General features: G+C 59.6%; 22 protein-coding genes and 1 pseudogene. 10 read left to right on the forward strand and 13 right to left on the reverse strand.

Annotation, left to right across the window (positions count from 1 at the left end; genetic code table 11):
• Positions 1-9 precede the first annotated feature (9 nt).
• The 3 genes from AC19YT_RS12740 to AC19YT_RS12750 form a co-directional block, all read right to left on the reverse strand.
• Positions 10-966 carry a VOC family protein gene (locus AC19YT_RS12740; protein ID WP_500610362.1) on the reverse strand — a complete coding sequence of 319 codons (957 nt, stop codon included), beginning with the start codon at positions 964-966 and terminating at the stop codon, positions 10-12.
• 24 nt (positions 967-990) lie between these two features.
• Complete coding sequence (locus AC19YT_RS12745; RefSeq protein ID WP_500610363.1) at positions 991-2,064, reverse strand: maleylacetate reductase; 1,074 nt, start codon at positions 2,062-2,064, stop codon at positions 991-993.
• A gap of 168 nt (positions 2,065-2,232) precedes the next feature.
• Complete coding sequence (locus tag AC19YT_RS12750; RefSeq protein WP_500610364.1) at positions 2,233-3,036, reverse strand: alpha/beta fold hydrolase; 804 nt, start codon at positions 3,034-3,036, stop codon at positions 2,233-2,235.
• Between the two features lie 184 nt (positions 3,037-3,220).
• On the opposite strand from AC19YT_RS12750, the gene AC19YT_RS12755 reads away from it, so the two are divergent.
• The gene (locus AC19YT_RS12755) at positions 3,221-4,039 is read left to right on the forward strand and encodes an SDR family NAD(P)-dependent oxidoreductase (protein WP_500610365.1); all 819 of its coding nucleotides are present in this window, start codon (positions 3,221-3,223) and stop codon (positions 4,037-4,039) included.
• 10 nt (positions 4,040-4,049) lie between these two features.
• Positions 4,050-5,219 carry an MFS transporter gene (locus tag AC19YT_RS12760; protein WP_500610366.1) on the forward strand — a complete coding sequence of 390 codons (1,170 nt, stop codon included), beginning with the start codon at positions 4,050-4,052 and terminating at the stop codon, positions 5,217-5,219.
• A gap of 45 nt (positions 5,220-5,264) precedes the next feature.
• On the opposite strand, the gene AC19YT_RS12765 is transcribed toward AC19YT_RS12760, so the two are convergent.
• From AC19YT_RS12765 to AC19YT_RS12780, 4 genes are read right to left on the reverse strand one after another with little or no spacing between them, the layout of a single operon-like run.
• Positions 5,265-5,705: a nuclear transport factor 2 family protein gene (locus AC19YT_RS12765; protein WP_500610367.1), complete on the reverse strand. Its 441-nt coding sequence runs from the start codon at positions 5,703-5,705 to the stop codon at positions 5,265-5,267.
• A gap of 12 nt (positions 5,706-5,717) precedes the next feature.
• Positions 5,718-6,113, reverse strand: coding sequence for a hypothetical protein (locus AC19YT_RS12770; RefSeq protein ID WP_500610368.1), 396 nt, complete (start codon positions 6,111-6,113; stop codon positions 5,718-5,720).
• Positions 6,100-6,447 (reverse strand): c-type cytochrome, encoded by a 348-nt coding sequence (locus tag AC19YT_RS12775; RefSeq protein WP_500610369.1) that lies wholly within the window; start codon positions 6,445-6,447, stop codon positions 6,100-6,102. The genes AC19YT_RS12770 and AC19YT_RS12775 overlap by 14 nt, the downstream gene beginning before the upstream one ends.
• 11 nt (positions 6,448-6,458) lie before the next feature.
• Positions 6,459-7,967 carry an FAD-binding oxidoreductase gene (locus tag AC19YT_RS12780; protein ID WP_500610370.1) on the reverse strand — a complete coding sequence of 503 codons (1,509 nt, stop codon included), beginning with the start codon at positions 7,965-7,967 and terminating at the stop codon, positions 6,459-6,461.
• A gap of 129 nt (positions 7,968-8,096) precedes the next feature.
• On the opposite strand from AC19YT_RS12780, the gene AC19YT_RS12785 reads away from it, so the two are divergent.
• From AC19YT_RS12785 to AC19YT_RS12820, 8 genes and pseudogenes are all read left to right on the forward strand, one after another.
• Positions 8,097-8,981: a LysR family transcriptional regulator gene (locus AC19YT_RS12785; protein WP_500610371.1), complete on the forward strand. Its 885-nt coding sequence runs from the start codon at positions 8,097-8,099 to the stop codon at positions 8,979-8,981.
• 404 nt (positions 8,982-9,385) lie between these two features.
• Positions 9,386-11,014 carry a DUF1302 domain-containing protein gene (locus AC19YT_RS12790; RefSeq protein WP_500610372.1) on the forward strand — a complete coding sequence of 543 codons (1,629 nt, stop codon included), beginning with the start codon at positions 9,386-9,388 and terminating at the stop codon, positions 11,012-11,014.
• 13 nt (positions 11,015-11,027) lie between these two features.
• Positions 11,028-12,386, forward strand: a complete 1,359-nt coding sequence (locus tag AC19YT_RS12795) for a DUF1329 domain-containing protein (protein WP_500610373.1) — start codon at positions 11,028-11,030, stop codon at positions 12,384-12,386.
• Positions 12,387-12,406: 20 nt separating this feature from the next.
• Positions 12,407-13,546, forward strand: a complete 1,140-nt coding sequence (locus tag AC19YT_RS12800) for a WD40/YVTN/BNR-like repeat-containing protein (RefSeq protein ID WP_500610374.1) — start codon at positions 12,407-12,409, stop codon at positions 13,544-13,546.
• 5 nt (positions 13,547-13,551) lie between these two features.
• Complete coding sequence (locus AC19YT_RS12805) at positions 13,552-16,017, forward strand: efflux RND transporter permease subunit (protein ID WP_500610375.1); 2,466 nt, start codon at positions 13,552-13,554, stop codon at positions 16,015-16,017.
• 36 nt (positions 16,018-16,053) lie between these two features.
• Positions 16,054-17,507, forward strand: a pseudogene (gene gabD, locus AC19YT_RS12810) (NADP-dependent succinate-semialdehyde dehydrogenase).
• 27 nt (positions 17,508-17,534) lie between these two features.
• The gene (locus AC19YT_RS12815; protein ID WP_500610376.1) at positions 17,535-18,431 is read left to right on the forward strand and encodes an alpha/beta hydrolase; all 897 of its coding nucleotides are present in this window, start codon (positions 17,535-17,537) and stop codon (positions 18,429-18,431) included.
• Between the two features lie 540 nt (positions 18,432-18,971).
• Positions 18,972-19,145 (forward strand): hypothetical protein, encoded by a 174-nt coding sequence (locus tag AC19YT_RS12820; protein WP_500610377.1) that lies wholly within the window; start codon positions 18,972-18,974, stop codon positions 19,143-19,145.
• 154 nt (positions 19,146-19,299) lie between these two features.
• Here AC19YT_RS12820 and AC19YT_RS12825 read toward each other — a convergent pair whose 3' ends face one another.
• The 6 genes from AC19YT_RS12825 to AC19YT_RS12850 form a co-directional block, all read right to left on the reverse strand.
• A complete protein-coding gene (locus tag AC19YT_RS12825; protein WP_500610378.1) occupies positions 19,300-20,691 on the reverse strand; it encodes a tyrosine-type recombinase/integrase in 1,392 nt (463 codons plus the stop codon).
• Positions 20,692-20,977: 286 nt separating this feature from the next.
• On the reverse strand, positions 20,978-22,156 hold the full coding sequence (locus AC19YT_RS12830; protein ID WP_308447964.1) for a tyrosine-type recombinase/integrase: 1,179 nt from the start codon (positions 22,154-22,156) through the stop codon (positions 20,978-20,980).
• A 352-nt stretch (positions 22,157-22,508) separates the two neighbouring features.
• A complete protein-coding gene (locus AC19YT_RS12835; RefSeq protein WP_500610379.1) occupies positions 22,509-23,003 on the reverse strand; it encodes a hypothetical protein in 495 nt (164 codons plus the stop codon).
• A gap of 49 nt (positions 23,004-23,052) precedes the next feature.
• Positions 23,053-23,826 carry a hypothetical protein gene (locus AC19YT_RS12840; RefSeq protein ID WP_500610380.1) on the reverse strand — a complete coding sequence of 258 codons (774 nt, stop codon included), beginning with the start codon at positions 23,824-23,826 and terminating at the stop codon, positions 23,053-23,055.
• Positions 23,827-23,875: 49 nt separating this feature from the next.
• Complete coding sequence (locus tag AC19YT_RS12845) at positions 23,876-24,463, reverse strand: hypothetical protein (RefSeq protein ID WP_500610381.1); 588 nt, start codon at positions 24,461-24,463, stop codon at positions 23,876-23,878.
• Between the two features lie 46 nt (positions 24,464-24,509).
• Positions 24,510-25,238 carry a hypothetical protein gene (locus AC19YT_RS12850; RefSeq protein ID WP_500610382.1) on the reverse strand — a complete coding sequence of 243 codons (729 nt, stop codon included), beginning with the start codon at positions 25,236-25,238 and terminating at the stop codon, positions 24,510-24,512.
• Positions 25,239-25,244 lie beyond the last annotated feature (6 nt).

Here is a 25,244-nt window from a genome sequence, read left to right on the forward strand (position 1 = left end):
GGCAGCCCCTCAGTATTTCAACGGTTCGAGGTAGGCGGCGATTTCCTCTGCGCGCGGGCCCAGTTGCGGCGGGATCTGGATGGTTTTGCCGAGGTCTTCGAGAGCCTCGTCCACCAGAAAGCCTTCCGGTTTCGACACCGCCGCTTCAAACAGCGCGCCAGAGGGCGTGCGCACATACACCGAGTCGAAATAGCCGCGGTCTTTGCGGTCGGAGACGTCGGTATAGCCCAGGCCTTCCAGGTGCAGCTTGACGCTCTTCTGGATCTCCAGATCGGTGACCTCGAACGCGCAGTGGTGCACGGTGCCCTCGCCATAGGCCCAGGAGCCTTGGGCCAGGTTTGGCTCGTGCTTGAAGTCGATGATGGTGCCGGAACCGCCGTTACCCACTTCGTAGCGGCTGAAGGCGCCGTCGGTATTGCGCAGCTTGCCGCTCCAGCCGTAGTGCATAAATTCGGCCGAGTTCTCCATATCGCGCACCGAGACGGTAATGCCATGGGTGCCTCGAATACCGAACTCGGACGGCACTACGCCGTTGGAATAGGGCTTGCGGTCATCGTCAGCGATGCCTACCAGCTCGTAGCAAATGCCGCAGGGGTGAGCGAAGTGCAACAGCTGCTCGCCGAAGCGTTCCTGGAATTGCGGCTTGAAGCCGTGGCTCTCCAGATGCTTGGCCCAGAAGTTCAACGACGAAACCGGCACCGACAGCGCCAGAGTTTTGATCTGTCCGCTGCCTGGGCGGCCTTTGCGGCCGGACTGGCGCATCGGGAAGCAGGTGATCAGGGTGCTTTCTTCGCCGATGTCATTGCCGTAGTAGAAGTGATAGATCGGGTCAGTGCCGTCATACAGACCGGTTTTCTTCACGCTCTTGAGGCCCAGTACCTTGGTGTGGAAGTCGTAGTCTTCCTGGGCGCCGCCGACGTTAAGGGTGATGTGGTGATGACGCAGGATGTGCGGGTTGAGTTCCATGACGTTCTCCTTGTGGTTGAGCATTCACAGCACGGTGCCGTGTTGCGGACGGGCGCCGTTGAAGGCGTTGTTGAGCAGCTCGCCGATGGCCACCGGCTCAATGGGGCGAGGGTTCCAGTAGGGCGAGGCGCAGGCGATTTCCACGGCGCGCCCTACGTCTTGCGCCTGCATGCCGATCTCGGCCAGGCGGGTGGGTGCACCGTGCTTAAACGCCAAATCGAACAGCCCTTGCGCGGCGTTTTCGACGCCCAGTGCGCGGGCGACTCTGGCCATCGCCTCGGGGGCTGCCGCGGCGTTGTAGGCGGTGGCGTGGGGCAAGATCACCGTATGCGTTTCGGCGTGCGGCAGGTTGAAGCTGCCGCCCAGGGTGTGGCACAGCTTGTGGTGAATTGACATCCCCACCGCACCCAGGCAGGTGCCACAGGCCCAGGCGCCGAACAGCGCATCGGCGCGTGCTTCGCGGTCCGCCGGGTTGGCGTGGATACGAGGCAGGGCGCGGCCAATAGCGGCGATCCCCTGTTCGGCAAGCGAGGAAATCAGTGGGTTGGCGTCTTTCGAATACAGCGCCTCGACGGCGTGTGCGATGGCATTCAGGCCGCTGGTGACGGTCATTTGGGTCGGCAGACTGAGCGTTAGCTCGACGTCGTAGATGATCACTTCCGGCAACACCTTGAGGGTGCGCTGAGTGGTCTTCATACCATTCTCTGTCTGGCCGATGATGGGGGTCGCTTCGGAGCCAGCGTAGGTGGTCGGAATAACGATCTGCGGCAGGTCGGTATGCAGGGCAATGGCTTTGCCCAGGCCGATGGTCGAGCCACCTCCCAGCGCTACCACACAGTCGGCACCGCTGCGTTCAACCACGTCGAGCGCGTCGCGGGTGACGTCTACCGGCGTGTGCATGGTGGCATTGTCGTAAAGACCAACAGCCAATTCGCCGAGTTGCGCGACCAGACGTTCGCCGGCGTCGCGCTGCTGTGGGGTGGTCAGCACCAGGGCGCGTGAACAACCCAAGGCGCGGATTTCGTCGGCAGTTTGGGCCAGGGTGCCAAAGCCGAAAATTACCCGTGACGGTAGTGCGTTGTAGATAAAAGGCTGCATAGCGCGGTGGTTCTCCCGATGCTGGCGTGCTGCTGGAGCACTTTGTCGTGCTAGCAGGTTGTGCTCGGGGAAGGTGCCAATCACCTGCCGAAAGATAGTGCGGTGGTGATGCCAATCAGGTTTTTTTTCGAGGCCGCAGTGATGGGCGCGATGGCCCATCGTTGGCAGTTAAAGCACAAAGGCGGCGACGGCATCACGTGCTTGCGGCGCCTCGTCCAGCACCAGGTGACCAGCGTTGGGGAATAGCGCCAGTTGTGCATGCGGGAGCAGCCGCTGCCAGTACTCGGCCTGGCCAGGCGGCACGATGCGGTCCTCGCTGCCCCACAGCAACAGGGTGGGCATACGGATGCGGTGCAGCCAGTTCGGCAGCTTGGGATTGGTCATCACACCGTTGTTGGAAATGCGTGCTACAGACATGCCTTCGCGCATGCGCATGGCGCTAAACCCATCGTCCGGGCCGCTGGGCAAGAACGGCAGCAGCGTGACGATGTCATGCACCAGATAGGACGGAATCTCCTTCGGCGGAATAACCATAAAGTCCGGTTGCGGGTGTTCTTTCACGTCCAGACCGGCCGGTGCAATCAGCACCAGCTTGTCGATCTGCTGGCCGTGTTGGATCGCGTATTCGGCCGCCAGGCGCCCGCCGAGGGAAAAACCCACCAGGTTGAAATGCGCCAGACCCATGACCTCGAACAGTTCCTGATAGTGCTGAATATAGTCTTGCAGGCTGTCGATGTTGGGGTTGTCCGCAGACTGCCCGAAGCCTGGGTGATACGGCAGGATCACGCGGAAACGGTCGGTCCAGGCACGGGCGAAATCGATGCCGTGCCACGTGCCGCCGCCGTGCAGAAATACCAATGACGGGCCTTCGCCTGCGCTGTACACCACGGTGGGGCAGCCATCGATCAGGTACTCATGACGGTCGAAGCCGGTGTGATCGACGCGGGCGTCGCCGAAGCTGTTAGTGGACATTGTGGGCTCCTGGGCTGTGTCTGGGTTTGCGAGTCAGGAGCTTGTGTCTAGCGCTGCACAAGGGCACCTATCGTTGGATAGCACATTTCAAACGCCGCGGTGGGCGCTGCCGATAGATAGGTGATTCGCGACCGGCCCGGCGGTCTGCTGCCTTTCCTCCATAACAAGAACACGAGGGAAGGCGATGAACGCTGCGCAATTGTTCGACGTAAGCAACAAGGTGTGTGTGGTTACCGGTGGGGCCAGTGGTATAGGGCTGGCCTGCGCTGAAGCCATGGCCGAAAACGGCGCGCGGGTGGTGTTGATGGATATCGATACCAGCCGTTTGGAAGCTGTGGTAGAGCGCCTGCGTGCCCGAGGGTTGGCGGTGTCCGGCGACGCGGTGGACGTCAGTTCGCGGGCGTCGTTGGCAACGGCGTTCGAGGCCGTCGTCAACCGCGAAAAGCGTATCGATGTGGTGTTTGCCAATGCCGGGGTGGATGTCGGTGAAGGCTTTATTGCCCGTGACGGCAGCCGCAGTGTCGAGGGCGCGCTGGAGAACATCACCCAGGAGCATTGGCACAAATACCTGGGCATTAATCTGGGCGGCGTGTTGCATACCCTGCAAGAGGCGGCGCGGCATATGAAGCCGGCTGGCAGCGGCAAGATCATCGTCACCACGTCGGTCGCCAGCTTCTGCAATGTAGGCGGGGTCGGCACGTCCTATTTCGCCGCCAAGGCCGCCGCCTCGCACCTGATGCGCCAGGCGGCCCTGGAGATGGCGCGCTACAACATTCAGGTCAACGCCATGGCGCCGGGTGCATTCGCCACCAATATCGCCGGCGGCCATGTGCGCGACCCGGAAATGCGCCGCCTGCTGGAAACATCCAACCCGCAGCAGCGCGTCGCCGAGCCAGACGAGATCAAGGGCCTGGCCCTACTCCTGGCCTCCGACGCCTCGTCTTTTATCACCGGCAGCGAGATCGTCATCGACGGTGGCGCACTGCTTGGCCACGCGGATTAAGGAGCACGCTATGACGATCAAATGGCCTTCAATTCTGTTGATTTACCTATTTGGCTTGGCCGGTACATCGGCGTTGGGCATGCTGGGACCGTTGGCCGCGGATATCGGGCGCGCCTTCACGGTGCCCGGTTCGCAGGTCGGTATCGCCATCGCAGGGCAGTTGTTGCCGTTGGCGTTTGCTGGCATTCCGGTCGGCTGGTTGATTGACCGTGTCGGGCCGCGCCTGTTGCTGGGTGTGGGGGTACTGTGTATCGCCGCCTGCAGCCTGGCCAATGGCCTGGTAAGCAGTTTCGGGCTGTTGCGGGTCGCCCTGTTGCTGGAGGGCATCGCCCTGGTTGCTGTGCTGACCTCGGGGATGACGCTGCTGATGATCAGCACCGAAGGGCGTCGACAAGTGCAGGCGTTGACGTTGTGGTCGACCGTGATGCCGTTTGGATACGCCCTTGGCCTGCTGTTGGTGGCGCCCTTCGCTGGTGGCACTCAATGGCAGGGCGGGTTCTTGCTGCATGCGGGTGTGCTGCTGGTGCTGGCATTGACGGTGGTCGTGCTGCCCGCCGCGCGCGCAAGGGTTAGCGCGGGCAGTAGGTTTGCCGTGCTGCGCAATGTACGGGTGCTGCGTTTTGGCCTGAGCCTGAGCATGTCGGCGCTGGCGGGTATCGGCACCAGTGCGGTGGGTGCGATTTACCTCAACCAGTTGCATGGGGTTGAACTGGCCCGTAGCGCGCAAATGATGGCGTTGGCCAGTTTGGCGGGCGTGGCGGGCAGCTTTCTAGTTGGCTTGATGCTGACGCGAGGGTGGTCGGGTTTGCCGATTAGCGTGCTGGTGGTGGTGGTCGCATTGACCGGCGGGGTAGCCTTCTATGTGCCCTGGGGCTGGGTCGCGCTGGCGTGGAGTGGCGCGATACTCCAGCAACTGGCGGTAGGCGGCTTTATTGCGCTGGCGTACGCATTATTGCCGCGTGCGTTGCCCGATCCGGGAATGGCTGGTACGGCGGCCGGGATGGTCGGGCAGATCACTGGCATTGGCGCCACGCTATCGGCGCCGCTGTTTTTTACCACGCTGGCGTATGGGCAGTGGAGTTACTTTCTGCTCATTCTGCTGGTTGCCTGGGGCGGTAGTTTGCTGTTGCTGCCTGTGTGGCCGCGAGCGCTGGCAGTTGCTCCGGCCGAGAACTCGTAGTCACTCAAGGCGCCAGCGCAATGCTGGCGCCCTTTACCTGTTTACTCAGAATAGCGGGTGCGCGCTAACCGATTTCTCGGGCACGGGTTGAAGCACGTCCCAGTGCTCAGCAATCCGTCCGTTTTCTAGGCGAAAAATATCCACCACCGCCATGCCACGATCGTCGGCACTGGTGCGCGCGTGGACGTGTACAAACACCAGGTCGTCTTCGCTGGCAACGCGCTGCACGTCGTAACGCGCGTCGGGAAACTGCTGCTGAAAGGCTTCGAGAAACTGGATGGCGGCCACGGCCCCATCCGGTGCGTTGGGGTTGTGTTGGATATAGCCCGGCGCCACATAACGCTCAAAGGCCGGGCGCAGTTGTTTTTCGGCGAAGGCGAGGTGGATAAAGTCGAGCACCACTTGCTTGTTGGCGACCGGGGCAGCCTGCACGTTGAGGCAGGCACTTAACAGAGCAGCGCCCAGGGGAATGGCTTTCTTGATCATCGAAAGAGCTCCTTAGAGGATGGCGTGCAACGTAAAACGGGGGGCGCCTGCTACAGAAAGCACGCGTTGTTCGTCGTGCAACTCGGCGCCATGCAGCCGCAGGGCATCCACGAGCAGGCAGTGGTTGGCCGGGCCCAGCGAACTGCATAAGCGGCTGCCGGTGCGCGCGCGCAAACGAGCGACATACTCGTCCGGCTGCAGCCACTGGCCGACGGGCAAGCGCCAGATTTCATCGGGCGTCTGGCCCAGTGCCTCGATCAGGTTGTCGGTGCTCGCATCGCCTTCGAGAAACACAATCAGCGGCATGGCGCCAGGGCCTGCCCAGGCGGTTCTGGCCAGCGGCAGGCCGGCCAGCAGCGCACCACCGCCCAGCAGCAGCGAGCCACGCAACAGGTCACGGCGTCGCATGGGTTTTCTCCTCGGCAGTCGGCGCCGGTTGCTGGCTGAGCCAGTTGGCCAGGGTGGTTAACTCGGAGTCGCTGATTTCACTTTCGCGAAACGCTGGCATCTGTCGCACGCCGAATCGGGCAAACGCCTGAATCATTGCCGGCGGCAATTGCCGGCCACGCAGCTCTGGGCCAATGCCGTTGGCGTGGCAGTAAGTGCAGGTGTCGGCCCAAACCTGCTGCGCGCTGCGTTCGGCGTGGGCGGGCAGGGCGGCGACAGCGAGGGTAAGCAGCAGCGGATTAAAGCGAAAAACGGTGCGGCGCGGGCGGCTAACGGCGAGAGGGGAGATGTTCATGTCAGGGTTCCTCACAGGCGAATGCCGGACTTGCCGGGCGCGAGGATGCCGTTGGGGTCGAGCGCGCGCTTGATCGCTCGGTTAACCTCTTTTTTCACCGGCCCGTAGCTGTCCGCCAGCTTGTCCATATAGCCGATGCCCGTGCGATAAACGGCGTGCCCGCGTTTGGCGAATTCATCCATTAGCTTCTCGAAGCATCGGTGCGCGCGCTGGGTTTCTTCGGCGTCGGTGCGGTCGTATTCCAGGGGCATCACATGGTGCAGGGCGCGCCCGCTAAGGGCTGGGGCGGACATATAGTCGAAGCCGAATTCTTCATAGATCGAGCGAGCCAGGCGGGTCTGCTCGACAAAGTCGCGGCCGCGCGCCGGGCAGATCGGTGAGAACCACATGGAGCCACCACCGCCGCGCCAGTTGTACAAACGAAAGGCGTCCAGCGACAGCTCGTTGACCTGCATCGGGTCATGGATATCGGGGATTACCCGAGCACCGGAGCGCTCGAACGCCTGGCTGACCAGCTTGTAGTCGGCAGCGATGCGTTCTTCGCTGCCGTACAGGGTAAAGATGATGTTCCAGTCGGCCAGGCCAATCTTCTTGGCTTCGCTGCGAATGATGTCTTGTGGTACGGCGCCGGTCCCCTGGTAGATCTCGTGGCGGCTTTTGGCTGAGGTCAGGGCAATGGCGGCGTTGGCCATTACGCCGACATTGGGGATGTGCCCGGCGATGCGCAGCGGCGCCAGGGTGTCGATCGCCGTTTCCAACTGCGCCTCGTCGTATTGCACCAGCACCGTGCGGTGCCCGGCGGGCGCAGGCATCAACCAAAGGCCGAGCTTGGTCACCACGCCGAAATTGGATTGGGTAAAGAGCCCGTCCAGATAAGGGCCAAAGCCATACTTGAACACCTGCCAGGAGTTGGAATTAGCCAGCCCGCCGGTGCCGGTGCGCAGCACGTCGCCGTTGGCCAATACCACTTCCATACCGCAGGCATTGTTGAAGTGATCGCCATAGGGCGTACTGCCTTCGCCGCGTTCCAGGGTGTTGCCCACCGGGCCGGCAATCGGGCCCGGAGCGGGGAAGGACAGCCACAACGGGATATTGCGTTCCTTCAGATAGTCCTGCAGTTGCTTGTAGGTAACGCCCGGTTCGACCAAGGCCGTGCACAGATGCGCATCCACTTCGAGAATGCGGTTCATGCGTTTGAGGTCAAGCACCACTTGGCCGCGTTCGCCGGGCGCTGCCGAGCCATAGCCGAAATTGCGGCCGGTGGAGATTGGCCACAGCGGTATTTTGAAACGGTTGCTGATTTTCAGAATGCCCTGCACCTGCTCGACCGAATCCGGCAACAGCGCGGCGGAGGCGGCGTAGTCGTTCTCATCGTGCGGCAGCATGATTTTTCGATAGGGCGCCAGGCGCTGTGGTTCGCTGATCACCTGGGCATCACCGAGTAACTGGCGAAAGGCCTCGATGGCGGTTGCAAAGCGTTCCTGCGTCAGGCCGGCAGGGAGCACGGAATAGCTGGTCATGCGGGACTCCGCTTGTTGTTCTCGTGGGGCTGTACACCGGTTGGCGGAAGCCTGGGCGGAATCATAGAGGGATGGATCTATAGGCATAAGCCATGTAAAAGCTATTTAAAGTATTCAGAAGTTTTATACATGGCGACGCCTTCTCTTGATCAATTACGGGTGCTGACTGAAGTGGTGGACTGCGGTTCGTTCTCGGCGGCCGCGCGCCGCCTGGGGCGCACGCAGCCGGTGATCAGTTACAGCATTGCCAATCTTGAAGCCTTACTCGGCCTGACGCTTTTCGAGCGCGGCAAGCGTCGCCCGATCCTTACCCAGAGCGGGGCGGCGGTGTTGGCGTATGCGCGGCGCATGTGCCTGCTCAGCGATGAGTTGCAGGCCGGGGTGGAAAACCTGGTCAAGGGGTTGGAGGGCGAGATCGGCCTGGCTGTAGACGTGCTTTACCCGTCTGAGCGCCTTGCTACCGTGCTGGGCCAATTCGCGGCCGAGTTTCCAGGCGTGGCGATGCGCATTGAAAGCGTACCGCTGGGACGGGTGCAGTACCTGGTCGAGTCGCGAACCTGTGTGCTGGGTATCAGTGGCCTGTTCTACGATTGGCCAGACCATATCGAGGCGCGTGATTTCGGTCATCTTCAGATGGTGCCTGTCGCGGCACCTACCCACCCGTTGGCTGCGCAACCGCAAGCATTGTCCATGGCCATGCTGCGCGAGCACCTGCAGCTGATTCTGGATGATGCCAGCGGGCTGACCGAGGGGCGCTCGCTGGCGGTCAGCGGTGTGCGCACGTGGCGTGTTACCGACTTCGATACCAAGCTGGCGTTGCTGCGTGCTGGCCTTGGCTGGGGGCATATGCCTTTGGATCGGGTTGAGGAAGACCTGCAACAGGGGCGCCTGGTGCGCCTGACGGTGCCGATCCGTCAGTTGGGCGAGCAATCGTTCACGTTGATTCACCGCGTGGACACGCCGCCCGGGCGGGCCGGCGGCTGGCTGGTTCAGTTGCTGATCGAGCAGGGCTGAGCAGCGGCGGCAGCGCCCCCTCGCTGCCAACTATCTTCGCTCTATCTTTCGATAGGAGAACCCTGGTAGAGATTGTGGGAATGTGGGGCCGTGCTCCTCTTCGGACTTCTTGTCGAAGTGGCAGCATCTCCAAACCCCAGCGTTTGGATTGTCCGGAAACTACAAGGAAAAACAGGACATGAATGCGTATTCGCCAACCCGTGCCGTCGCCCAACCCGTTTGTGACGGGAGATCTTCCCCGCCTGCAATGATCGATCTTCAGACACTGGCGTCAGAAGTACCCGGTTCGATCTAGCCAGACTTCCATGCTTGTTTGAACGCCTAACCGCGAGCTGCTCTGCGTGCTCGTGCAGGGTCTCTACACGCCTGAAAAAGAGCACATCTTGCCGGGGTAAAAACTCATCATGACAAAACAACAACAACGAGTCTGCCGCACCACCCTCGCCGCAACCATCGCGGCCCTCTCCGCCAGTGGTCCTGGCTTGGTTCAGGCGGCGCAGTTGCTGGACACCGACAATTACCAGTTGCGCTGGGACAACACGGTCAAGTACCAGATTGGCCAACGCACTGAAGCACCGTCGAATTTCAACACCAGCAACATCAATACCAACGATGGTACTCAGGCGTTTAACAAACACGACCTGATCACCAACCGGTTCGACATCCTCACCGAGTTTGACTTCAACCTGAAAGACGATGCCAACAGCGGTGTGCGCATCAGTGCGGCAGGTTGGTACGACAACGTCTACAACCGTGATCACCGCAGCATCCCCGCGGCCACCTACAACATGACGACGGTGGACAACGACCAGTTCACCGCCCAGGCCAAAGACCAGGCCGGTCGGGATATCGAGCTACTCGACGCCTTTATTCACAGCGGCATCGACCTGAAAGGTCACTACCTGTCCTGGCGTCTCGGCCAGCACACCTTGCTGTGGGGCGAAAGCTTGTTTCTGGCCACCAATGGTATCGCCCACGGCCAGGCACCCAACGATGCGTACAAGGCGCTGTCGGTGCCGAGCACGTTGGCCAAGGAAGTGTTTTTGCCGGTCAATCAGCTGTCGGCAGCGCTGTCGCTGACGGACAAACTGTCTGTCGAAGGCTACTACCAGTTCGAATACCAACAGACGCGCGTCGCCGCGCCGGGTACCTACTGGAGCATCGGTGACATGGTGTTCAAGGGCGGCGAAAACCTGCTGCTGGCGCCGGGCTTTGGCGTGCCTCGCGGTCGGGATATCGAGCCGCGCGAGCACAGTGGCCAGTGGGGCTTGGCGCTGAAATACCGGGACTTCGACAACGACTGGGATTACGGCGCCTATTTCCTGCGCTACCACGCCAAGACCCCGCAGGTTTTCCTGCATATGGCCACTGTCGCACCCGGTGTCGCGGTGCCTGACGAGTACCTATTTGTCTATCCCGAAGACATCAAGCTGTTTGGTCTAAGTGCTTCCACCAAGGTGGGCGATGCCAACGTCGCCGGAGAAGTTTCCTTCCGTGACAACGTGCCGTTGGTGAGCGATTCCACCCAATTGGTGGTGGTCGATGACCAGCGCGTTAACGGTGCTGGCAATGCCGGTTACGCGGTAGGGCAGACCATCCATGCGCAGGTGTCCACCATCTGGGTGCTGCCACGTGTGTCGCTGTGGGATACCTCGCAACTGACCGGCGAGCTGGGAGTCAACCATCTCTACAAGGTGACCAAGAACGACGAGCGTCGTGACAAGGACAACACTGTGCGTACCGCCGGCGGTTTTCGCACGATCTTCGAGCCCACCTGGTACCAGGCCCTGCCTTCCATCGACCTCAGCAGCCCGATCACCTTGGGTTACAACTTCACCGGCAGATCACCAGTTGATGCTGGTTTCAACAACACCGGCGCTGCCCACGGTGGTGATGTGACCGCCGCGCTCAACTTCAAGTATGCAGCCAACCTTCGAGGGGGCATTAGCTACACCAAGTATCTCGGTTCCGATGACAACAACGCTTATCACGATCGCGACTTCGTTCTGATGAACCTCGCCTACTCGTTCTGACTGGAGATGCTGCATGAAACACAACAACAAGATCGCGATGCTGACCCTGTGCGTGGCCGCTCTTTTGCCCTTGCACGCAATGGCAGCGGTCAGTGCCACAGAAGCGGCGCGCCTGGGCAGTGAACTGACCCCGTTTGGCGCCATCAAGGCGGGTAATGCCGATGGTTCGATTCCGGCCTGGACCGGTGGCCTGACCAAGGACGTGACGCGGGAAAACCCCAAGCTGCCACCCAAGCTGTTTGCTGACGAAAAGCCGTTGTTCAGCATCAGCGCCGGTAACGTCGATAAGTACGCCGACAAACTGTTCCTCGGTTCGCAACAGTTGCTGAAGAACTACCCTGGCTACCGCATAGATGTGTACCCCAGCCACCGTACGGCGGCGGCACCGCAGTACATTTATGACCGCACCCTGAAAAACGCCACCCGCACCACGCTGACCAATCAGATTCTGGACATGAACACCTATGCCGGTGGTGTGCCGTTCCCGATTCCGCTGGATGGCGAGCAGGCGATCTTCAACGTGCAGTGGAACTGGCGTGCAACCGACAGTTCAGTAAACGCCAATACCTGGTTTGTCTCGTCCAGCGGCAAGCGCGCGTTGACAGCAGGCAACATTCTGCAGGTGACCACGCCGCTCCATTACCCCGAAAACCGTCCTGATCCATGGCAGGGCAAGCTCTGGGGGCCAACTCTGGTGACGGCCACCGCTCCGGCCTATTCGGCAGGCGAAAAACAGTTGGTCCATGCCAACCCGGACCAGGGAATGATCACCCCGGTCAATGCCTGGGCCTACCTGACCGGCCAGCGCCGTCTGCGCAAGGCGCCCAACGTGCAGTACGACGTGCCGAACAACTTCAGTTCGGGGCTGACCAACTTCGATGACAGCTGGGGCTTCAACGGCGCGATCGACCGCTACACCTGGAAACTGGTGGGCCGTCAGGAGTTCTATGTGCCCTACAACGGCAACAACATGGCGTATGCCAAATCCAGCGATCTGGTCGGCGAAAAGTTCGCCAACCCTGACCTGATTCGTTGGGAACTGCACCGTGTGTGGGTGGTGGAAGCCAATCTGAAACCGGGCGCACGGCACGTGGTACCTAAACGCCGCATGTACATCGACGAAGACAGCTGGACCATCGTCGGCAGCGACCTGTGGGACGCCAAAGGCCAACTGTGGAAGACCTTCCAACTACCGCCTATGACCTTCCCCGAGGTGCCGGTAAACATGACGATTCCGATGATCGTCTACAACCTGCAAGCCGGTGACTACACCTTTATGAACACGTTGAACGACAGCGGCGAAGTGAACTTCAAGGTGCTGCCGCCGGAGATGTTCACACCGCAACAACTCGAGCGCTCAGGCGTCCGCTAAATTCAGTACAGGTAACGCTTATGAAACGCCTCGACCTGCAGTGGTTCATGGTCGGTGCGGTCATCATGGGGGCCGTGCTCGCGGCCCCCAGCATGGCTGCTGACAGTTCCTCAGAGAACACGCAAACATCGGCGTCCGCTACGCCGCTTGAACGGCCGGCACCGCCCGCTGCGCAGGTGCAGTACAGCATGCTGCTGGCGATAACCCGCGCCGGTGAACGCCTGGTGGCGGTTGGCGAGCACGGTGTTATCGCGCTGTCTGACGATGACGGCCAACACTGGCGTAGTGCCAAGGTTCCGGTGGACGTCAACCTCACCGCCGTCGCCTTCGCCGATGAGCGTCAGGGCTGGGTCATCGGCCAAATGGGCGTGGTGCTGCACAGTAGCGATGCGGGCGAAAGCTGGCAGAAGCAACTGGATGGCATCGGTGCTGCCAACACCTTGCGGACTCAGGCACAGCAACAGGCGGCGAGTCTCGACGAGAGCGCTCGTGAAGACCTGCTGTACCGCGCCGAAAGTCTGGTAAACGACGGGCCGGACAAGCCGTTTCTCGACCTGCTGGTTGAAGGCCCGAGCACCGTGACCGTGGTCGGCGCCTTCAATCTGGCGCTGCGCAGTACCGATGGCGGCACCACCTGGCAGGGCTTTTCCCAGGCACTCGACAACCCCAATGGCATGCATGTCTATGCCTTGAAAAAAGTCGACGGAAACTTGCTGGCGGTTGGCGAGCAGGGGCTAGTGCTCAAGTCCGCAGGCGCCCAGGCAACCCTGACGGCGCAGCCATCGCCCTATGACGGCAGCTATTTCGGTTTGCTCGCGATAGGCCAGCGCCAGGTGCTCGTCTATGGTCTGCGTGGCAACGCGTTTGTTTCCGATGATGCCGGTGACAGTTGGCAAAAGGCCCAGGTGCCGGGCAGCCACAACGCCACCTTCAACGCCGCCCTGCGCCGTAGCAACGGCGATGTGTTGCTACTCGATCAGTCCGGTCGCATTCATCTTAGCCATGACCAGGGACGCAGTTTCCGTACCTTGGCATTCGAGTGGGGCGCGCCATTAACCGGCGCCGTTGAAACCGCCAGCGGCAGCATTCTGTTGTCTAGCCTGGCCGGTGTTGTGCAGATTCCCCCGGCTGCGTTGGCCGATACCGCTTCCGAGGAGTAATACCCATGCATTCTATTCACGAAGAAGCGCCTGTCATTGCCGACCTCAAGGACTTTGATCAGCGCTCCGGTTCCGCCTTGGAGCGGCTGCTGTTTAACCATCGGCTGTGGGTGTTGCTGTTCTGCCTGTTTCTGACGGCGTTCTTCGTCGCCCAATTCAACGGCCTGAAGCTCAACGCCAATTTTCTGCGGATGATCCCCAACGACCATCCTTACATTCAGAACTACACCGCCCGCCAGGATGACCTGGCCGGGCAGGGCAACGTTGTGCGTATCGTGGTGGAGAACCGCAGGGGTAGAATTCTTGATGCCGACTACATGGCCACCCTGCAAAAGATCAGCGATGAGGTGTACCTGCTCGCTGGCGTTAACCGGCCGTATATGAAGTCGCTGTGGACGCCGACCATGCGTTGGCGCGGTATTACCGAGGTAGGCATCGAGGCCGGCCCGGTTATCGACTCCAACTACGACGGTTCTGCCGAGGCCCTGGCCCGTCTGCGTCTGAACATCGAGCGCTCCGGCGAAATCGGCAGCATTGTGGCGCCGGACTTCAAGTCGAGCATGCTGCTGGTGCCATTGCTCGATATCGATACCGAGACGGGAAAACCCCTCGACTATGGTGCGTTCAGCGCCAAGCTAGAACACATCCGCGGCAAATACCAGAGTGATTCGACCGGCATCTACATCGTTGGCTTTGCCAAAGTGGTCGGTGACCTGATTGCCGGGCTGGGCCAGGTGCTGGTGTTTTTTGCCGTGGCCATTCTGATCGCCGGCGTACTGGTCTACAACTACACCCGCTGCGCGCGCAGCACGCTGGTGGTGCTGCTGTGTTCGATGGTGTCGGTGAGCTGGCTGTTAGGCATGTTGCCGCTGCTGGGCTATGACCTGGACCCCTATACCATCCTAGTGCCTTTTCTGGTGTTCGCTATTGGCATGAGCCACGGCGCGCAGAAAATGAACGGCATCATGCAGGACATTGGCCGCGGCACGCACAAGCTTATCGCCGCGCGCTACACCTTTCGCCGTTTGTTTATGGCCGGGCTGGTGGCGCTGGCGTGCGATGCAGTCGGCTTTGCCGTGCTGCTGCTGATCAACATTGAAGTGATCCGCCAGTTGGCAACCACCGCCAGTATTGGCGTGGCGTTTCTGATCTTCACCAATCTTATTCTGTTGCCGGTGGTGCTCAGCTATGTCGGGGTAGGGCACAAGGCCGCCGTGCGCAGCCTGCGCAACGAACAGGCCGACATGAGCAGCGGCATTCGCCATCCGCTCTGGCGTTTCCTTGACCAGTTCACCAAGCGCAAGGTGGCCGGCCCCACGCTCGTGGCGGCGCTGGTGTTGGGTATCGTGGGTTTTACGGTTAGCCTGAACCTGAAAATCGGCGACCTCGATCCGGGGGCGCCGGAGCTGCGCACGGACTCGCGCTATAACCAGGACAACGCCTACATCACCTCGCATTTTGGCAACGCCAGCGACGTGTTTATTGTCATGGTCAACTCGCGCGAGGGGCAGTGCATGGACTACGCGCTGCTGGAGAAAATCGACCGCCTCGAATGGCAACTGCGTCAGCAACCAGGTGTGGCCGCGACCGACTCGTTTGCCTCGTTTATCAAGATCATGACCGGCCAGTTGACCGAGGGAAATCCCAAGTGGATTGGCTTGCTGCCCAACCAGGCGGTGATCAATAATCTGGTGAAATACGCGCCGCTGACGCTGGTCAGCCAGGTGTGCGATATGTCAATGCTGCGGGTGTTTCTCACCGACCACAAAGCCGAAACCCTGGGTGGCGTGGTCAAGGTAGTCGAGGACTTTGCCGCGCAGAACAACAGTGCCGAGCAGCAGTTCAAGATGGCCGCCGGCACGGCGGGCATCGAGGCCGCCACCAATATCGTGGTGAAAAAGGCCAACCGCGAAATGCTGTTCTGGGTGTATGGCGCCGTGGTGCTGTTGTGCTTCCTGGTGTTCCGCTCCTGGCGCGCGGTGACCTGCGCCATCCTGCCGTTGGTACTCACGTCAATTCTCGCCGAGGCGCTGATGGTGTGGTTGGACATCGGCGTCAAGGTGGCCACCTTGCCGGTGATCGCCCTGGGCGTCGGCATCGGTATCGACTACGCACTCTACGTGTTGAGCATCCTACTGGTGCATATGCGCAATGGTGAGTCGTTGTCCGAGGCCTACTACCGCTCGTTGCTGTTTACCGGGCGGGTGGTGCTGTTGACCGGTGCCACGTTGGCAATTGGCGTGGCTACCTGGGTGTTCTCGCCGATCAAATTCCAAGCCGATATGGGCATTCTGCTGGCCTTTATGTTCCTGTGGAACATGCTCGGCGCACTGATCCTGCTCCCGGCGCTCGCCAGCTTTTTGCTCAAGCCGGTGCTGCGGCCAATGGCGTCGACCGTGCGGCACAATGCCAGTAAGCACAGCGATAGTGACCCGTTGAACCAGCGCGTTCTGGACAGCCTTCCCCGTTGAGTTGGGCCCGCTTCGGCGGGCTCGTTGGAGTGACCAATGCAATTGCAAGACGCCTCACTATTTCGTCAGCTGGCCTTTATCGACGGTGCATGGGTAGACGCGGACAGCAGCCAGACCATCAAGGTCAATCACCCGGCTTCCAACGAGAGTCTCGGCACCGTGCCGAAAATGGCCGGCGCTGAAACCAAGCGCGCCATCGAAGCCGCTGAAAAGGCCCTACCGGGCTGGCGCTCTCTGACCGCCAAAGAGCGCGTGAACAAGCTACGTTGCTGGTTTGAGTTGATGGTCGGAAACCAGGACGACCTCGGTAGCCTGATGACCCTCGAGCAGGGCAAGCCATTGGCCGAAGCCAAGTGCGAAATCGCTTACGCCGACTCCTTCCTGGAGTGGTTCGCTGAAGAAGCCAAGCGCGCGTATGTCGATGTGATTCCGGGCCATCAGCCGGACAAGCGCCTTATTGTGCTCAAGCAGCCTATCGGTGTAACTGCCGCAATCACCCCGTGGAGCTTCCCGGTGGCGATGATTACCCGTAAAGCCGGCCCGGCCCTGGCCGCTGGCTGCACCATGGTGCTCAAGCCTGCCAGCCAAACCCCTTACTCCGCTTTGGCCCTGACTGAACTGGCCCAGCGTGCGGGCATTCCGAAAGGCGTGTTCAGCGTGGCTACCGGTAGCGCCGGCAACATCGGCAGTGAGTTGACCAGCAATCCGATCGTGCACAAATTGTCGTTCACCGGCTCGACCGAAATCGGTCGTCAGCTGATGGCGAGTGCACCCATGACATCAGGAAGATTTCGCTGGAGCTGGGCGGCAACGCGCCGTTCATTGTGTTCGACGATGCGGACCTTGACGCCGCCGTCGAGGCGCGCTGATCTCCAAATACCGCAACAACGGCCAGACCTGCGTCTGCGCCAACCGTCTGTACATTCAAGACAGCGTGTACGACGCGTTTGGCCGTCGCCAAGCTGAGGATCGGCAATGGTCTGGAAGACGGCACCACCACCGGCCCGCTGATCGACAACAAGGCCGTGGACAAGGTTGAAGAGCACATTGCCGGCGCCCTGAGCAAAGGCGCCAAAATCGTCCTCGGCGGGAAGTCCCACAGCCTGGGTGGCAGCTTCTTCGAACCGACCATTCTGGTCGACGTACCGAAAAAACGCCGCCGTCGCCAAAGAAGAAACTTTGGGCTCACTGGCGCCGCTGTTCCGCTTCAAAGATGAAGCCGATGTCTTCGCCCAGGCGAACGACACCGAGTTCGGCCTGGCTTCGTACTTCTATGCCGCGACCTGGGTCGTGTGTTCCGTGTAGCCGAAGCGCTGGAATACGCCATGGTGGATATCAACACCGGCCTGATCTCCAACGAAGTCGCACCGTTTGGCGGCATCAAGGCGTCGGGTCTTGGCCGTGAGGGCTCGAAGTACGGCATCGAGGATTACTTGGAAATCAAATACCTGTGCCTGGGCGTTTCAGCCGAACCAGTTCACACACTGTAAAACGTCATTCGCGTCGAGAGATAGACTATGAGCCAACAGGAACTGCGGGCGATCGTCGCCATGCTGGAACAAATGCCGCCGCTGGGCACGCTGCCCATTGAACAGCAGCGACAACTAACCGAACAACTGTTATCGCAAGGTTCTATCGCCCCAGGTTGCAGTTTCGAGCCGGCGCAGGTAGGTGGCGTGCCCGGATTGTGGGCGCACCCCCAACGAGTCAAAGCGGGCAGGGTATTGCTCTATCTGCATGGCGGTGGTTACGCCGTCGGAAGTGCCAATGCCTACCGCTCGTTGGCCAGCCATTTGGCGGCAGCTTGTGACGCGCGCGTGCTCACCATCGACTACCGGCTCGCACCTGAGCACCCGTTTCCAGCCGCTGTAGACGACGCCCTGGTCGCGTATCGCGGCTTGCTTGGCAGTGGGATCGATCCGCAGTGCCTAGCGGTGGCGGGAGACAGTGCTGGTGGTGGGTTAAGCATGGCGCTGCTGCTTGCAATTCGCGACGCCGGGCTAGCGCAGCCGGTTGCTGCGGCAGTCATGTCACCCTGGGTAGACATGACCCAGAGTGGCGCATCCTGGGCCGACAAGCGCGCGGTAGACCCTATGCTAGGCTGCCTCGGCCAAGGCCCTTCGATGGCCGACCTCTATCTGAACGGTGTGGATGCTCGCCACCCGCTGGCATCGCCCGTCCTAGCAGACCTACGCGGCCTCGCCCCAGTATTGATTCAAGTGGGCAGTAGCGAGTGCCTGTTGGACGACTCGACCCAGCTGGCGGCGCGCTTAGCAGCTGCCGATGTGAAAGTGGTGCTGGATGTCTGGCCGGGCATGATCCACGTCTTCCAAGGCATGGTGGACCAACTGGGGGAGGCTCGTGAAGCCATCGCGGGTCTTGCACGTTTCTTTGAAAAGCAGTGGGACGAATAGCTGTCTTAGTTACGTCATTCAAGTCTTGAGATCTGCCGTGAAAAGAAAGTGAGCTGCTTTCTAAAGATAGGTTTTTTGTGTTCCGCAGATTTGTGTAATAGCCCCTCAAACCCTTGCGTGAGCTCAGTGATGAAAATAAAAACAATGCTCTTCACCACGGTAGGCTTTTGCCTGTTTATCCTGGCGCTCCTTGCGATCCTTAACCAGCCGCCAAGAGCTATCTATACCATTTATGCACCTGGTTGCCAGGTATATGGCTGCGCCTTACCGGTAGGTTTTAAAGGGTGGCCTCAGCTTTGACTCATGGACTTATTCTGAGTTCTGGCCAGTCGCTCAAGTTGCTCCCGTGAGTACAGGTGGAGCCGCTTTGGCGCATAGCGATCTATGTATTGCCAACGCCCTGCTGGAACTGGAAACCAGGATCAGGAGAAGCAAAGACTGGGTACCAGCATTGATGGCAAACAACTTAAACGAGTAAGCGAAAAGCGCATGGGTTCATGGCCAGAAGCGGACGGTCACCCGATATGAGGATTGAGTTCTATGAGCCGTCGCAAGAACCTCGGCTCAAAAGCCTGTCCACATGTGGACGTCAAGGTGGTGAGTAAACAGGTCGGCGATCGTCAGGCCCGGTTGCCGGCCGAACTTTCTGAAAAAGCTGTATCAATCCCGTTCTTCAGGATTACAGATGCCGGCGAGAGATCATTCGAAAATTAGCCGTTAGTCGAAAAGCCAGACTTCATCCAGGGTGTGGGCTGAAGTGTGGGCTGGCAGGTTTTTACGAAAGCCAGAAACGACAAAGCCCCGAATAATCAGGGCTTTGTCGTATAAAGATGGCGGAGGCGATGACCTTCTATTGTGCCTCAAGTCCCTACAAACCATCCTGGTCAATCATGATCTCAGTGAGCTTCTCGCTCAGCAGGCTCCAGGCTGCTTTTTTCTCTTCGGCATAATCATGATGTAAGTAGTGCCGGCGGACCCGAGAACCTGCGAGCACATGGTTCTGGCACCGATCTATCACGTCAAGGCTTATGCCCCAGGCTTGCATCATGGTTGCTCCTGTTCGTCTCAAGTCATGGGGTGTCCATTCCCCATTCGCACCACCGGACAGCACCAGGGTGTCATCATGTCGGCGACGGGAAAGCGGTTTGCGATTTTTGAAGCGTGATTGGCGGTCTCCCACCTGTTTGCTGACGACCTTGAGATCGACATGACCATCATGATGCTTTGCGGGGAAGCACCATTGAGAGTGTCCCGTAAGCAACCGAAGCTTGCTGAAATAGTGGGTTACAAACGCAGATAGGAACACGTGGTGGTCCTGCTTCTTTCCACGGCTGCCTTTGACGTTTGCCACGGGAATAAACCAGACGCCATTTTCCAGGTCTACGTTTTTCCATTCGGCTTGAAGAAGTTCACCGATCCGGCATAGCGTTCCCAAACAGATCCAAAGCGCAAGTTGGGACTCTGGTTTGAGTGGGCGAATCCCATCGTACTTTTCGCCGGCAGGTAGTGCTGCGTAGTCCGCAGTCATTTTTTCAAAGCGGTGGTGTAGTTCTTGAAGTTCGCTAGAGGAGAGGATCCGAGTTCGCTCCTCCTGGTAGTCACTGGGTACCAGTTTGTTGATTTCGACCAAGTCTGCTGGGTTTCCGTCAATCAGCAGCGTTCGCCATGGCTGGCGTTTTTGGGCCCATCCAAACATCTGAACGAAATCCGAAAAAAGACTGATGGCTTGACGAGTAGCGCCGCGAGCCATTACGGACCGCACCAGGTTCCGCAGGTCATGCTCACTGATTGAATTGATGACTTTTGAGCCAAGGGCGGGGTAAAGATCTTTCGCGAACTTTCTCCGTAGCTCGGCATTACCATCCTTGCGTGCCACACCATCGCGAAGCCATTCTTCCGCCAGGTCCAGCAGCGTTAGCTCCTTAGACTTTTGCCGATCGGCCTCCGCGAGTTGAGCAGCCAGTTCCGCTTTTTGTCTGACCTTCCCGGCGCGCTTGTTTTCATTAGGATTGATCGCTTTGGCTACGAGGTCTCGCGCTTCGTTGCGCTCCTTGCGGATTTCGGTCAACGACTTGTTTGGCCAGGTACCGCAGGAAAAGCGGGTGTAAATACCTTCCCAACGAAATTGGAAGTAAAAGGGGATGGCGACACCTTTTTTGCGGAGTGAGACCCTGCCTGAGAGGCTGCCTTCGTCGCGTATAACGCTGCCGACATCTTGCTCAGTGAGTGCTTCTAGTTCTTTGGCGGTGAGCTTGGCCATAATCAACCTCCTGAGAAATTTACTCCCACATTTACTCCCACGGATCCGTCAGCTAAGGGTAGGTCAGGATAGCGGTTGTTGGAAGAGTTAACCGCTGAAAGGTCTTATTTTACTGGGGCTTAGGATTCTATAGAGGTGTTGTGCGAACTAGGGATGTCTAGTGATTAACTGAATGGGGTGCTAGGGGTCGAGTGTTCGAATCACTCCGTCCCGACCATATAATTCAATGACTTAGCCCAACTTTCGCGAGTTGGGCTTTTTCATGCGTAGGGACTTTTGCGGGGGATCATCCCGTTTTTCTCCTGAGCACGGTCAACGCCGGTCCTCGCGAATCGGTTGTTGACGCTTTGTTTGCCGCATCGATCAGTTGCCCTAGCTCTGCGGTAGAATAGTGGCTCGTAATGCTACCGTTCTTGTGTCCAAGCAATGCCTTTCGATCTTCCAGTGTCACGCCTGCTGCGCGTAGCCTTCTGCCAAAGGTGTGCTTCAGGTCGTGAACCCGGATCGATACGAATCCAGGTAACGCCGGCCGGAGGTACTTCTCCTGCCAGATCCTCCCAGCGCGAATGCGCGCCTTCTTCCATGCCGAGTCATTCATCCTGTGCATTGCTGTGCCGTCGTAAGGAAAAACCCATTCCTCGCTCTGGCCGCGCTGCTTATCGATGATCGATTTGGCCACGCCATTCAGCACCACCAGGCGGTCCTCGCCATTCTTCACGCCCGACAACGCATTCCTACCACCAAAATTGGCCGGTACCAGGAAAACGCTGGTTTCAAGCTCGGGCACGTAGATCTCCCAGTCCCAACGCAGTTTGCAAACCTCCTGCTCCCGGCAGCCCGTGTTCACCTTGAACAAGGACATCCGCTGCAGGTGAGCCGGTAGCTCGGCGAACAGCACGGATTGCTCTTCCCATGAAAGCGGGTAAGGCTTGCGGCTGCTCACCTTCTCGTCAAGCATGCGGATCATCGGCACCGACTCAAGCCATGGCCGTTTCTCCGCATCCCGCCACTTCCTGTGGCAAAGGTTCAAGATCCTGACGACTCGCTGCAGGGCGATGTTCACCGTCCTGTTCGACACGCCTGGCTTTACCTTCCCGGTTACCGTCTTGCCAGGTGTCTGCCGGTCCTTGATGAACTGGGCCAGGGTCCCGTCATCGATGTGCGTTATCGGCAAGTCACCGATGTACGGGTCAAGCTGTTCAATGTGCAACGCCGAAAGGGATATTGAAGTCTGGTCCTTGAACTCGACTAGGAACCGGGTGGCTGCCTCGCGCCAGGTTCGCACCTGGCGCACGCCATAAACCTTTTCCTGCCTGAGCTTTTCGAGCCGGTGAACTAGGTACTGCTCCGCTTCTTCCCTTTCGCTTGTTCCAGTGCTTTCTTGAAGTCGGCTACCTCTGACGACTTTGTCGATGTGCCAAATCCCGTTCCTCTCGTAGAGGCCGGACATTGTTTTTCGCGCCATTTGTTAACTCCTTGGCGCCCACTGCGGGGCGGATTGTTGTCCTCATTGCTCGCTTTTTCAATCGCCATGGACTCGACGTAGTCGTCTGCCCACCGGTCCAGCTCATGCCGATCGAACGCAACACCCTGCTTTCCAATGGGGAATTCCCGGACGTGGGGCCTGACGATGTTCTTGAATTCAGCCCGGCACATGCCGAGGTATGCAGGGGCTTCAGTTGCCCGGATGAAGCGTGGCGGGGTCTCGAAGACCTGCGCCGCTTTTGTGTTGGCCATGGGAATGCCTCGCCACGCCGTCGCCGGGTGGATTGATTGGTTTGGGGTGTCCTTGCCGCGCGTCGCGGTAGAAAGGCGGGTTAGCGGGTGGCTTTGGCGATTGCGGCGTCTGCAACCTTCATCGCTGCCTGGGCGTCATTCACATAGACAGGATCGAAACCACCGCACAGATGGATAGTTGCCTGGCAGGCGCGCAGGTTCTCTCGGGTGAGTTTCAGCGCCGCGACCAACTCTTCGCCCAGCGCACGCTCCTCCCGGCTGATATCCCAGAAGCGCTGCCCCCAGTGATCCGCCGGCGGCGGGTTGACGTTCTGGGCGCCCATGGCCAGGGCGCCGACAATCGCGTCGCACAAATCGCGCTTGTAGGTGTTGTCGCCGTCGATGCTCAGGCCGCGCCGGCGCAGCGCGCTGACCACCTCGTTTCTATCCAGGCCCTGATCTTCAAGAATGATGTCTCGCTCCGGCTCGCCCGGGGTAACAATGACCAGGGCAAGCTTGGCGCCCGGCGTGCAGTACCCGCTGAGCTTGACCAGGGCATCGTTGGCTGCTTCGTGGAATCGCTGAACTGCTGACATAGGAATACCTCGCCCGCCGTTCACCGGCAGGCATGTAGGGGGATTGGGGTTAGGCTGTTGCGGCGATATCGGCTTCGGCCATCTCGCAGAAAAAACTGCAGTTGGGCAGCTTCTCGTTGCGCGCGATTGGGCCAACAGGAAGGTCGCGCAAAGGGAATCGCTCATCCTTCCTAGGTCCTGACCGGTAGCGAAGAAACCATGAGCCGGGCCCCAGTTCGTCCTGGACCAAACACCGCTGCTCGAACACCTCTGGAAAGTCTTCACGAATTGCGCGCCAATACCCTTCGCCGCCTTTTGGGCAGCCAATACAGTTCGCGTTGTAATAGCCGATGCGATACATGGCAGGCAGTTCGATACCGGCTCGTTCTATGATGGCTTTGCAGTCCTCTTTGCCCAGGCCTCGATCTATTAGCGGCGCAATCACTGGGCGGTCTGGGTTTCTTTCTCTGAAGTCGTCCAGCCGATCGGTCTCTTCGGCGGTGTAGCCGAAGACCATCACGTCACCAGGCTGTTCGTAGGTGGAGAGCAGCCTGCGCTTAAGCAGCGTCGAGCATGGCGCTCCGTGAGGGCCCTTCATGTATCGTTCGCGTAGGAACACGCTCTGCACGTCGGCCCCGTATTTATCATCCCGAAGCACGGTGATAGGTTGGCCGAACCAGACTTCACAGTCCTGGGCGAACCGCCGGTTGTCGTCGTGCTCATTGGCCAGGAAGGCGTTGATTATCTGCACATCGCGGGTTGCGCCATATTCGGCCAGCGCCAGTTTGGTGGCGACCGCAGAAGCAGCACCGCAGCTGAACTGGCAAACGATTCTGTTACTCATGGCCTCGGCCCCTTGTAGATGAGCCAGAGCATGAGGAGGGGAGCGAGGATCATGGGGCCTCCCTGGAAGCGGTGATCTCAGCGAGAAGGGCTTGGGGAAGCTTTGCGGCAAACTCCCCCTCAGACCATGACAAGGGCTCGGACTGGCGGATCATCTCGTTCAGCAGTTCGAATGCCGCAAGCAGCTGGTCGTCGCGTATCTCGCCGTCTTCCGGCAGGTCATCGCAGAAATGGTCTGCCGGGTCGATTTGACTGGGGTAGTTCGGTTCGCAGATGCAGAGCTGCAGGTCGTCCAGATCGATATCGCTGTCGATGAGGTAGTCGCGCAGGCTGTCTTCATCGAAGAAGTACTGGTCGCCATCGAAGATAACCAGCGGCTCGCCGGCCCATTCCTTGATCGGCATCGCCGCGAATTTTGCTTGGCGGCGCGCTTGGCGACACTCATCGCAGGAACTGTTCACCTCATAGATTTGGTGCTCAGGGTTCACTTCGCAGCGGCGATGTGTGGCGCCGCAATAGCGGGCAAGGTTCTCGTCGGCGCCGAAAAATCGGCCATCAGCGGAAACCCAGCCGGTTACCGTTTTCAAGCTGGCTGCTTCTGGGGCGTCGAACATGATGATTGGCTTTTGTGCAGGCATGACTTCGTCCTTGCCGCTATAGCGGCTGACTTTAAAGGGGGAGGGGTTACGGCTTGGTGTGGACTTCGAGGAGGTGCTCGATTTGATTCGACATCTGCCCGCCGTCCCGTGCGGCCTCGACAAGTTCAAGTGCCCAGTCTTTCAGCCAGTTGCGCGGCACGCCTATCACTTGCGTGTCTGGCGCATCGGAGCAATCCAGCGGCCAAGCTCTCAGGATTTTGTCACCGCGATAGGCCAGCAGGGCGTCACCTGTTTCTTTGTCCGCCCATTTGCCATCGGCGTCCAGCATGGCGAAAGTCAGCGTTACGTCGCGTTCGCCATCCCAGTTATCGATGTGCCGCACGGCGTAGAGACCCGGCTTGTAGATGGGTGGACTCCCTTCGTCGGTGGTCGTGGGCTTCGATGTCAGATCATCAATCAGCTCATCCGCTGCTGTCAGGCGCTGTTGCAGGGCGTCACGCTCTTTGATTGCCTGCGAATGCTTGGTGCGCCAGTGCAACACGGCGTCGAGTTCTTCGGCGGCGGTTACCGGTGGTTGTCCGGCCATGCGGCGCTCGATCATCTGCCAGGCCGGCTCGTATTCTGGCCAGTCCGATTCGATGACGACCGATTGCCTTGCTGGCGCACCGGCTTTCAATACGGATTCATGAATCCTCCTCAGAAATCCGTTTACGGCCCGTCGCTCGGCATGAGGCAGTCTTTCCAGGTCCGTGTATTTGATGACGTTGTAACGATCTTCGCGGTGAAACGGAGCCGCTTTATTTTCTGTAGGCATGGGAAG

Source organism: Pseudomonas sp. MF08875, assembly GCF_059862525.1.

Excerpts from the sequence above, each read along its gene's own strand:
- AC19YT_RS12740 (WP_500610362.1), bottom strand. The coding sequence starts at position 966 with ATGGAACTCAACCCGCACATCCTGCGTCATCACCACATCACCCTTAAC.
- AC19YT_RS12745 (WP_500610363.1), bottom strand. The coding sequence starts at position 2,064 with ATGCAGCCTTTTATCTACAACGCACTACCGTCACGGGTAATTTTCGGC.
- AC19YT_RS12750 (WP_500610364.1), bottom strand. The coding sequence starts at position 3,036 with ATGTCCACTAACAGCTTCGGCGACGCCCGCGTCGATCACACCGGCTTC.
- AC19YT_RS12755 (WP_500610365.1), top strand. The coding sequence starts at position 3,221 with ATGAACGCTGCGCAATTGTTCGACGTAAGCAACAAGGTGTGTGTGGTT.
- AC19YT_RS12760 (WP_500610366.1), top strand. The coding sequence starts at position 4,050 with ATGACGATCAAATGGCCTTCAATTCTGTTGATTTACCTATTTGGCTTG.
- AC19YT_RS12765 (WP_500610367.1), bottom strand. The coding sequence starts at position 5,705 with ATGATCAAGAAAGCCATTCCCCTGGGCGCTGCTCTGTTAAGTGCCTGC.
- AC19YT_RS12770 (WP_500610368.1), bottom strand. The coding sequence starts at position 6,113 with ATGCGACGCCGTGACCTGTTGCGTGGCTCGCTGCTGCTGGGCGGTGGT.
- AC19YT_RS12775 (WP_500610369.1), bottom strand. The coding sequence starts at position 6,447 with ATGAACATCTCCCCTCTCGCCGTTAGCCGCCCGCGCCGCACCGTTTTT.
- AC19YT_RS12780 (WP_500610370.1), bottom strand. The coding sequence starts at position 7,967 with ATGACCAGCTATTCCGTGCTCCCTGCCGGCCTGACGCAGGAACGCTTT.
- AC19YT_RS12785 (WP_500610371.1), top strand. The coding sequence starts at position 8,097 with ATGGCGACGCCTTCTCTTGATCAATTACGGGTGCTGACTGAAGTGGTG.
- AC19YT_RS12790 (WP_500610372.1), top strand. The coding sequence starts at position 9,386 with ATGACAAAACAACAACAACGAGTCTGCCGCACCACCCTCGCCGCAACC.
- AC19YT_RS12795 (WP_500610373.1), top strand. The coding sequence starts at position 11,028 with ATGAAACACAACAACAAGATCGCGATGCTGACCCTGTGCGTGGCCGCT.
- AC19YT_RS12800 (WP_500610374.1), top strand. The coding sequence starts at position 12,407 with ATGAAACGCCTCGACCTGCAGTGGTTCATGGTCGGTGCGGTCATCATG.
- AC19YT_RS12805 (WP_500610375.1), top strand. The coding sequence starts at position 13,552 with ATGCATTCTATTCACGAAGAAGCGCCTGTCATTGCCGACCTCAAGGAC.
- AC19YT_RS12815 (WP_500610376.1), top strand. The coding sequence starts at position 17,535 with ATGAGCCAACAGGAACTGCGGGCGATCGTCGCCATGCTGGAACAAATG.
- AC19YT_RS12820 (WP_500610377.1), top strand. The coding sequence starts at position 18,972 with ATGAGCCGTCGCAAGAACCTCGGCTCAAAAGCCTGTCCACATGTGGAC.
- AC19YT_RS12825 (WP_500610378.1), bottom strand. The coding sequence starts at position 20,691 with ATGGCCAAGCTCACCGCCAAAGAACTAGAAGCACTCACTGAGCAAGAT.
- AC19YT_RS12830 (WP_308447964.1), bottom strand. The coding sequence starts at position 22,156 with ATGGCGCGAAAAACAATGTCCGGCCTCTACGAGAGGAACGGGATTTGG.
- AC19YT_RS12835 (WP_500610379.1), bottom strand. The coding sequence starts at position 23,003 with ATGTCAGCAGTTCAGCGATTCCACGAAGCAGCCAACGATGCCCTGGTC.
- AC19YT_RS12840 (WP_500610380.1), bottom strand. The coding sequence starts at position 23,826 with ATGAGTAACAGAATCGTTTGCCAGTTCAGCTGCGGTGCTGCTTCTGCG.
- AC19YT_RS12845 (WP_500610381.1), bottom strand. The coding sequence starts at position 24,463 with ATGCCTGCACAAAAGCCAATCATCATGTTCGACGCCCCAGAAGCAGCC.
- AC19YT_RS12850 (WP_500610382.1), bottom strand. The coding sequence starts at position 25,238 with ATGCCTACAGAAAATAAAGCGGCTCCGTTTCACCGCGAAGATCGTTAC.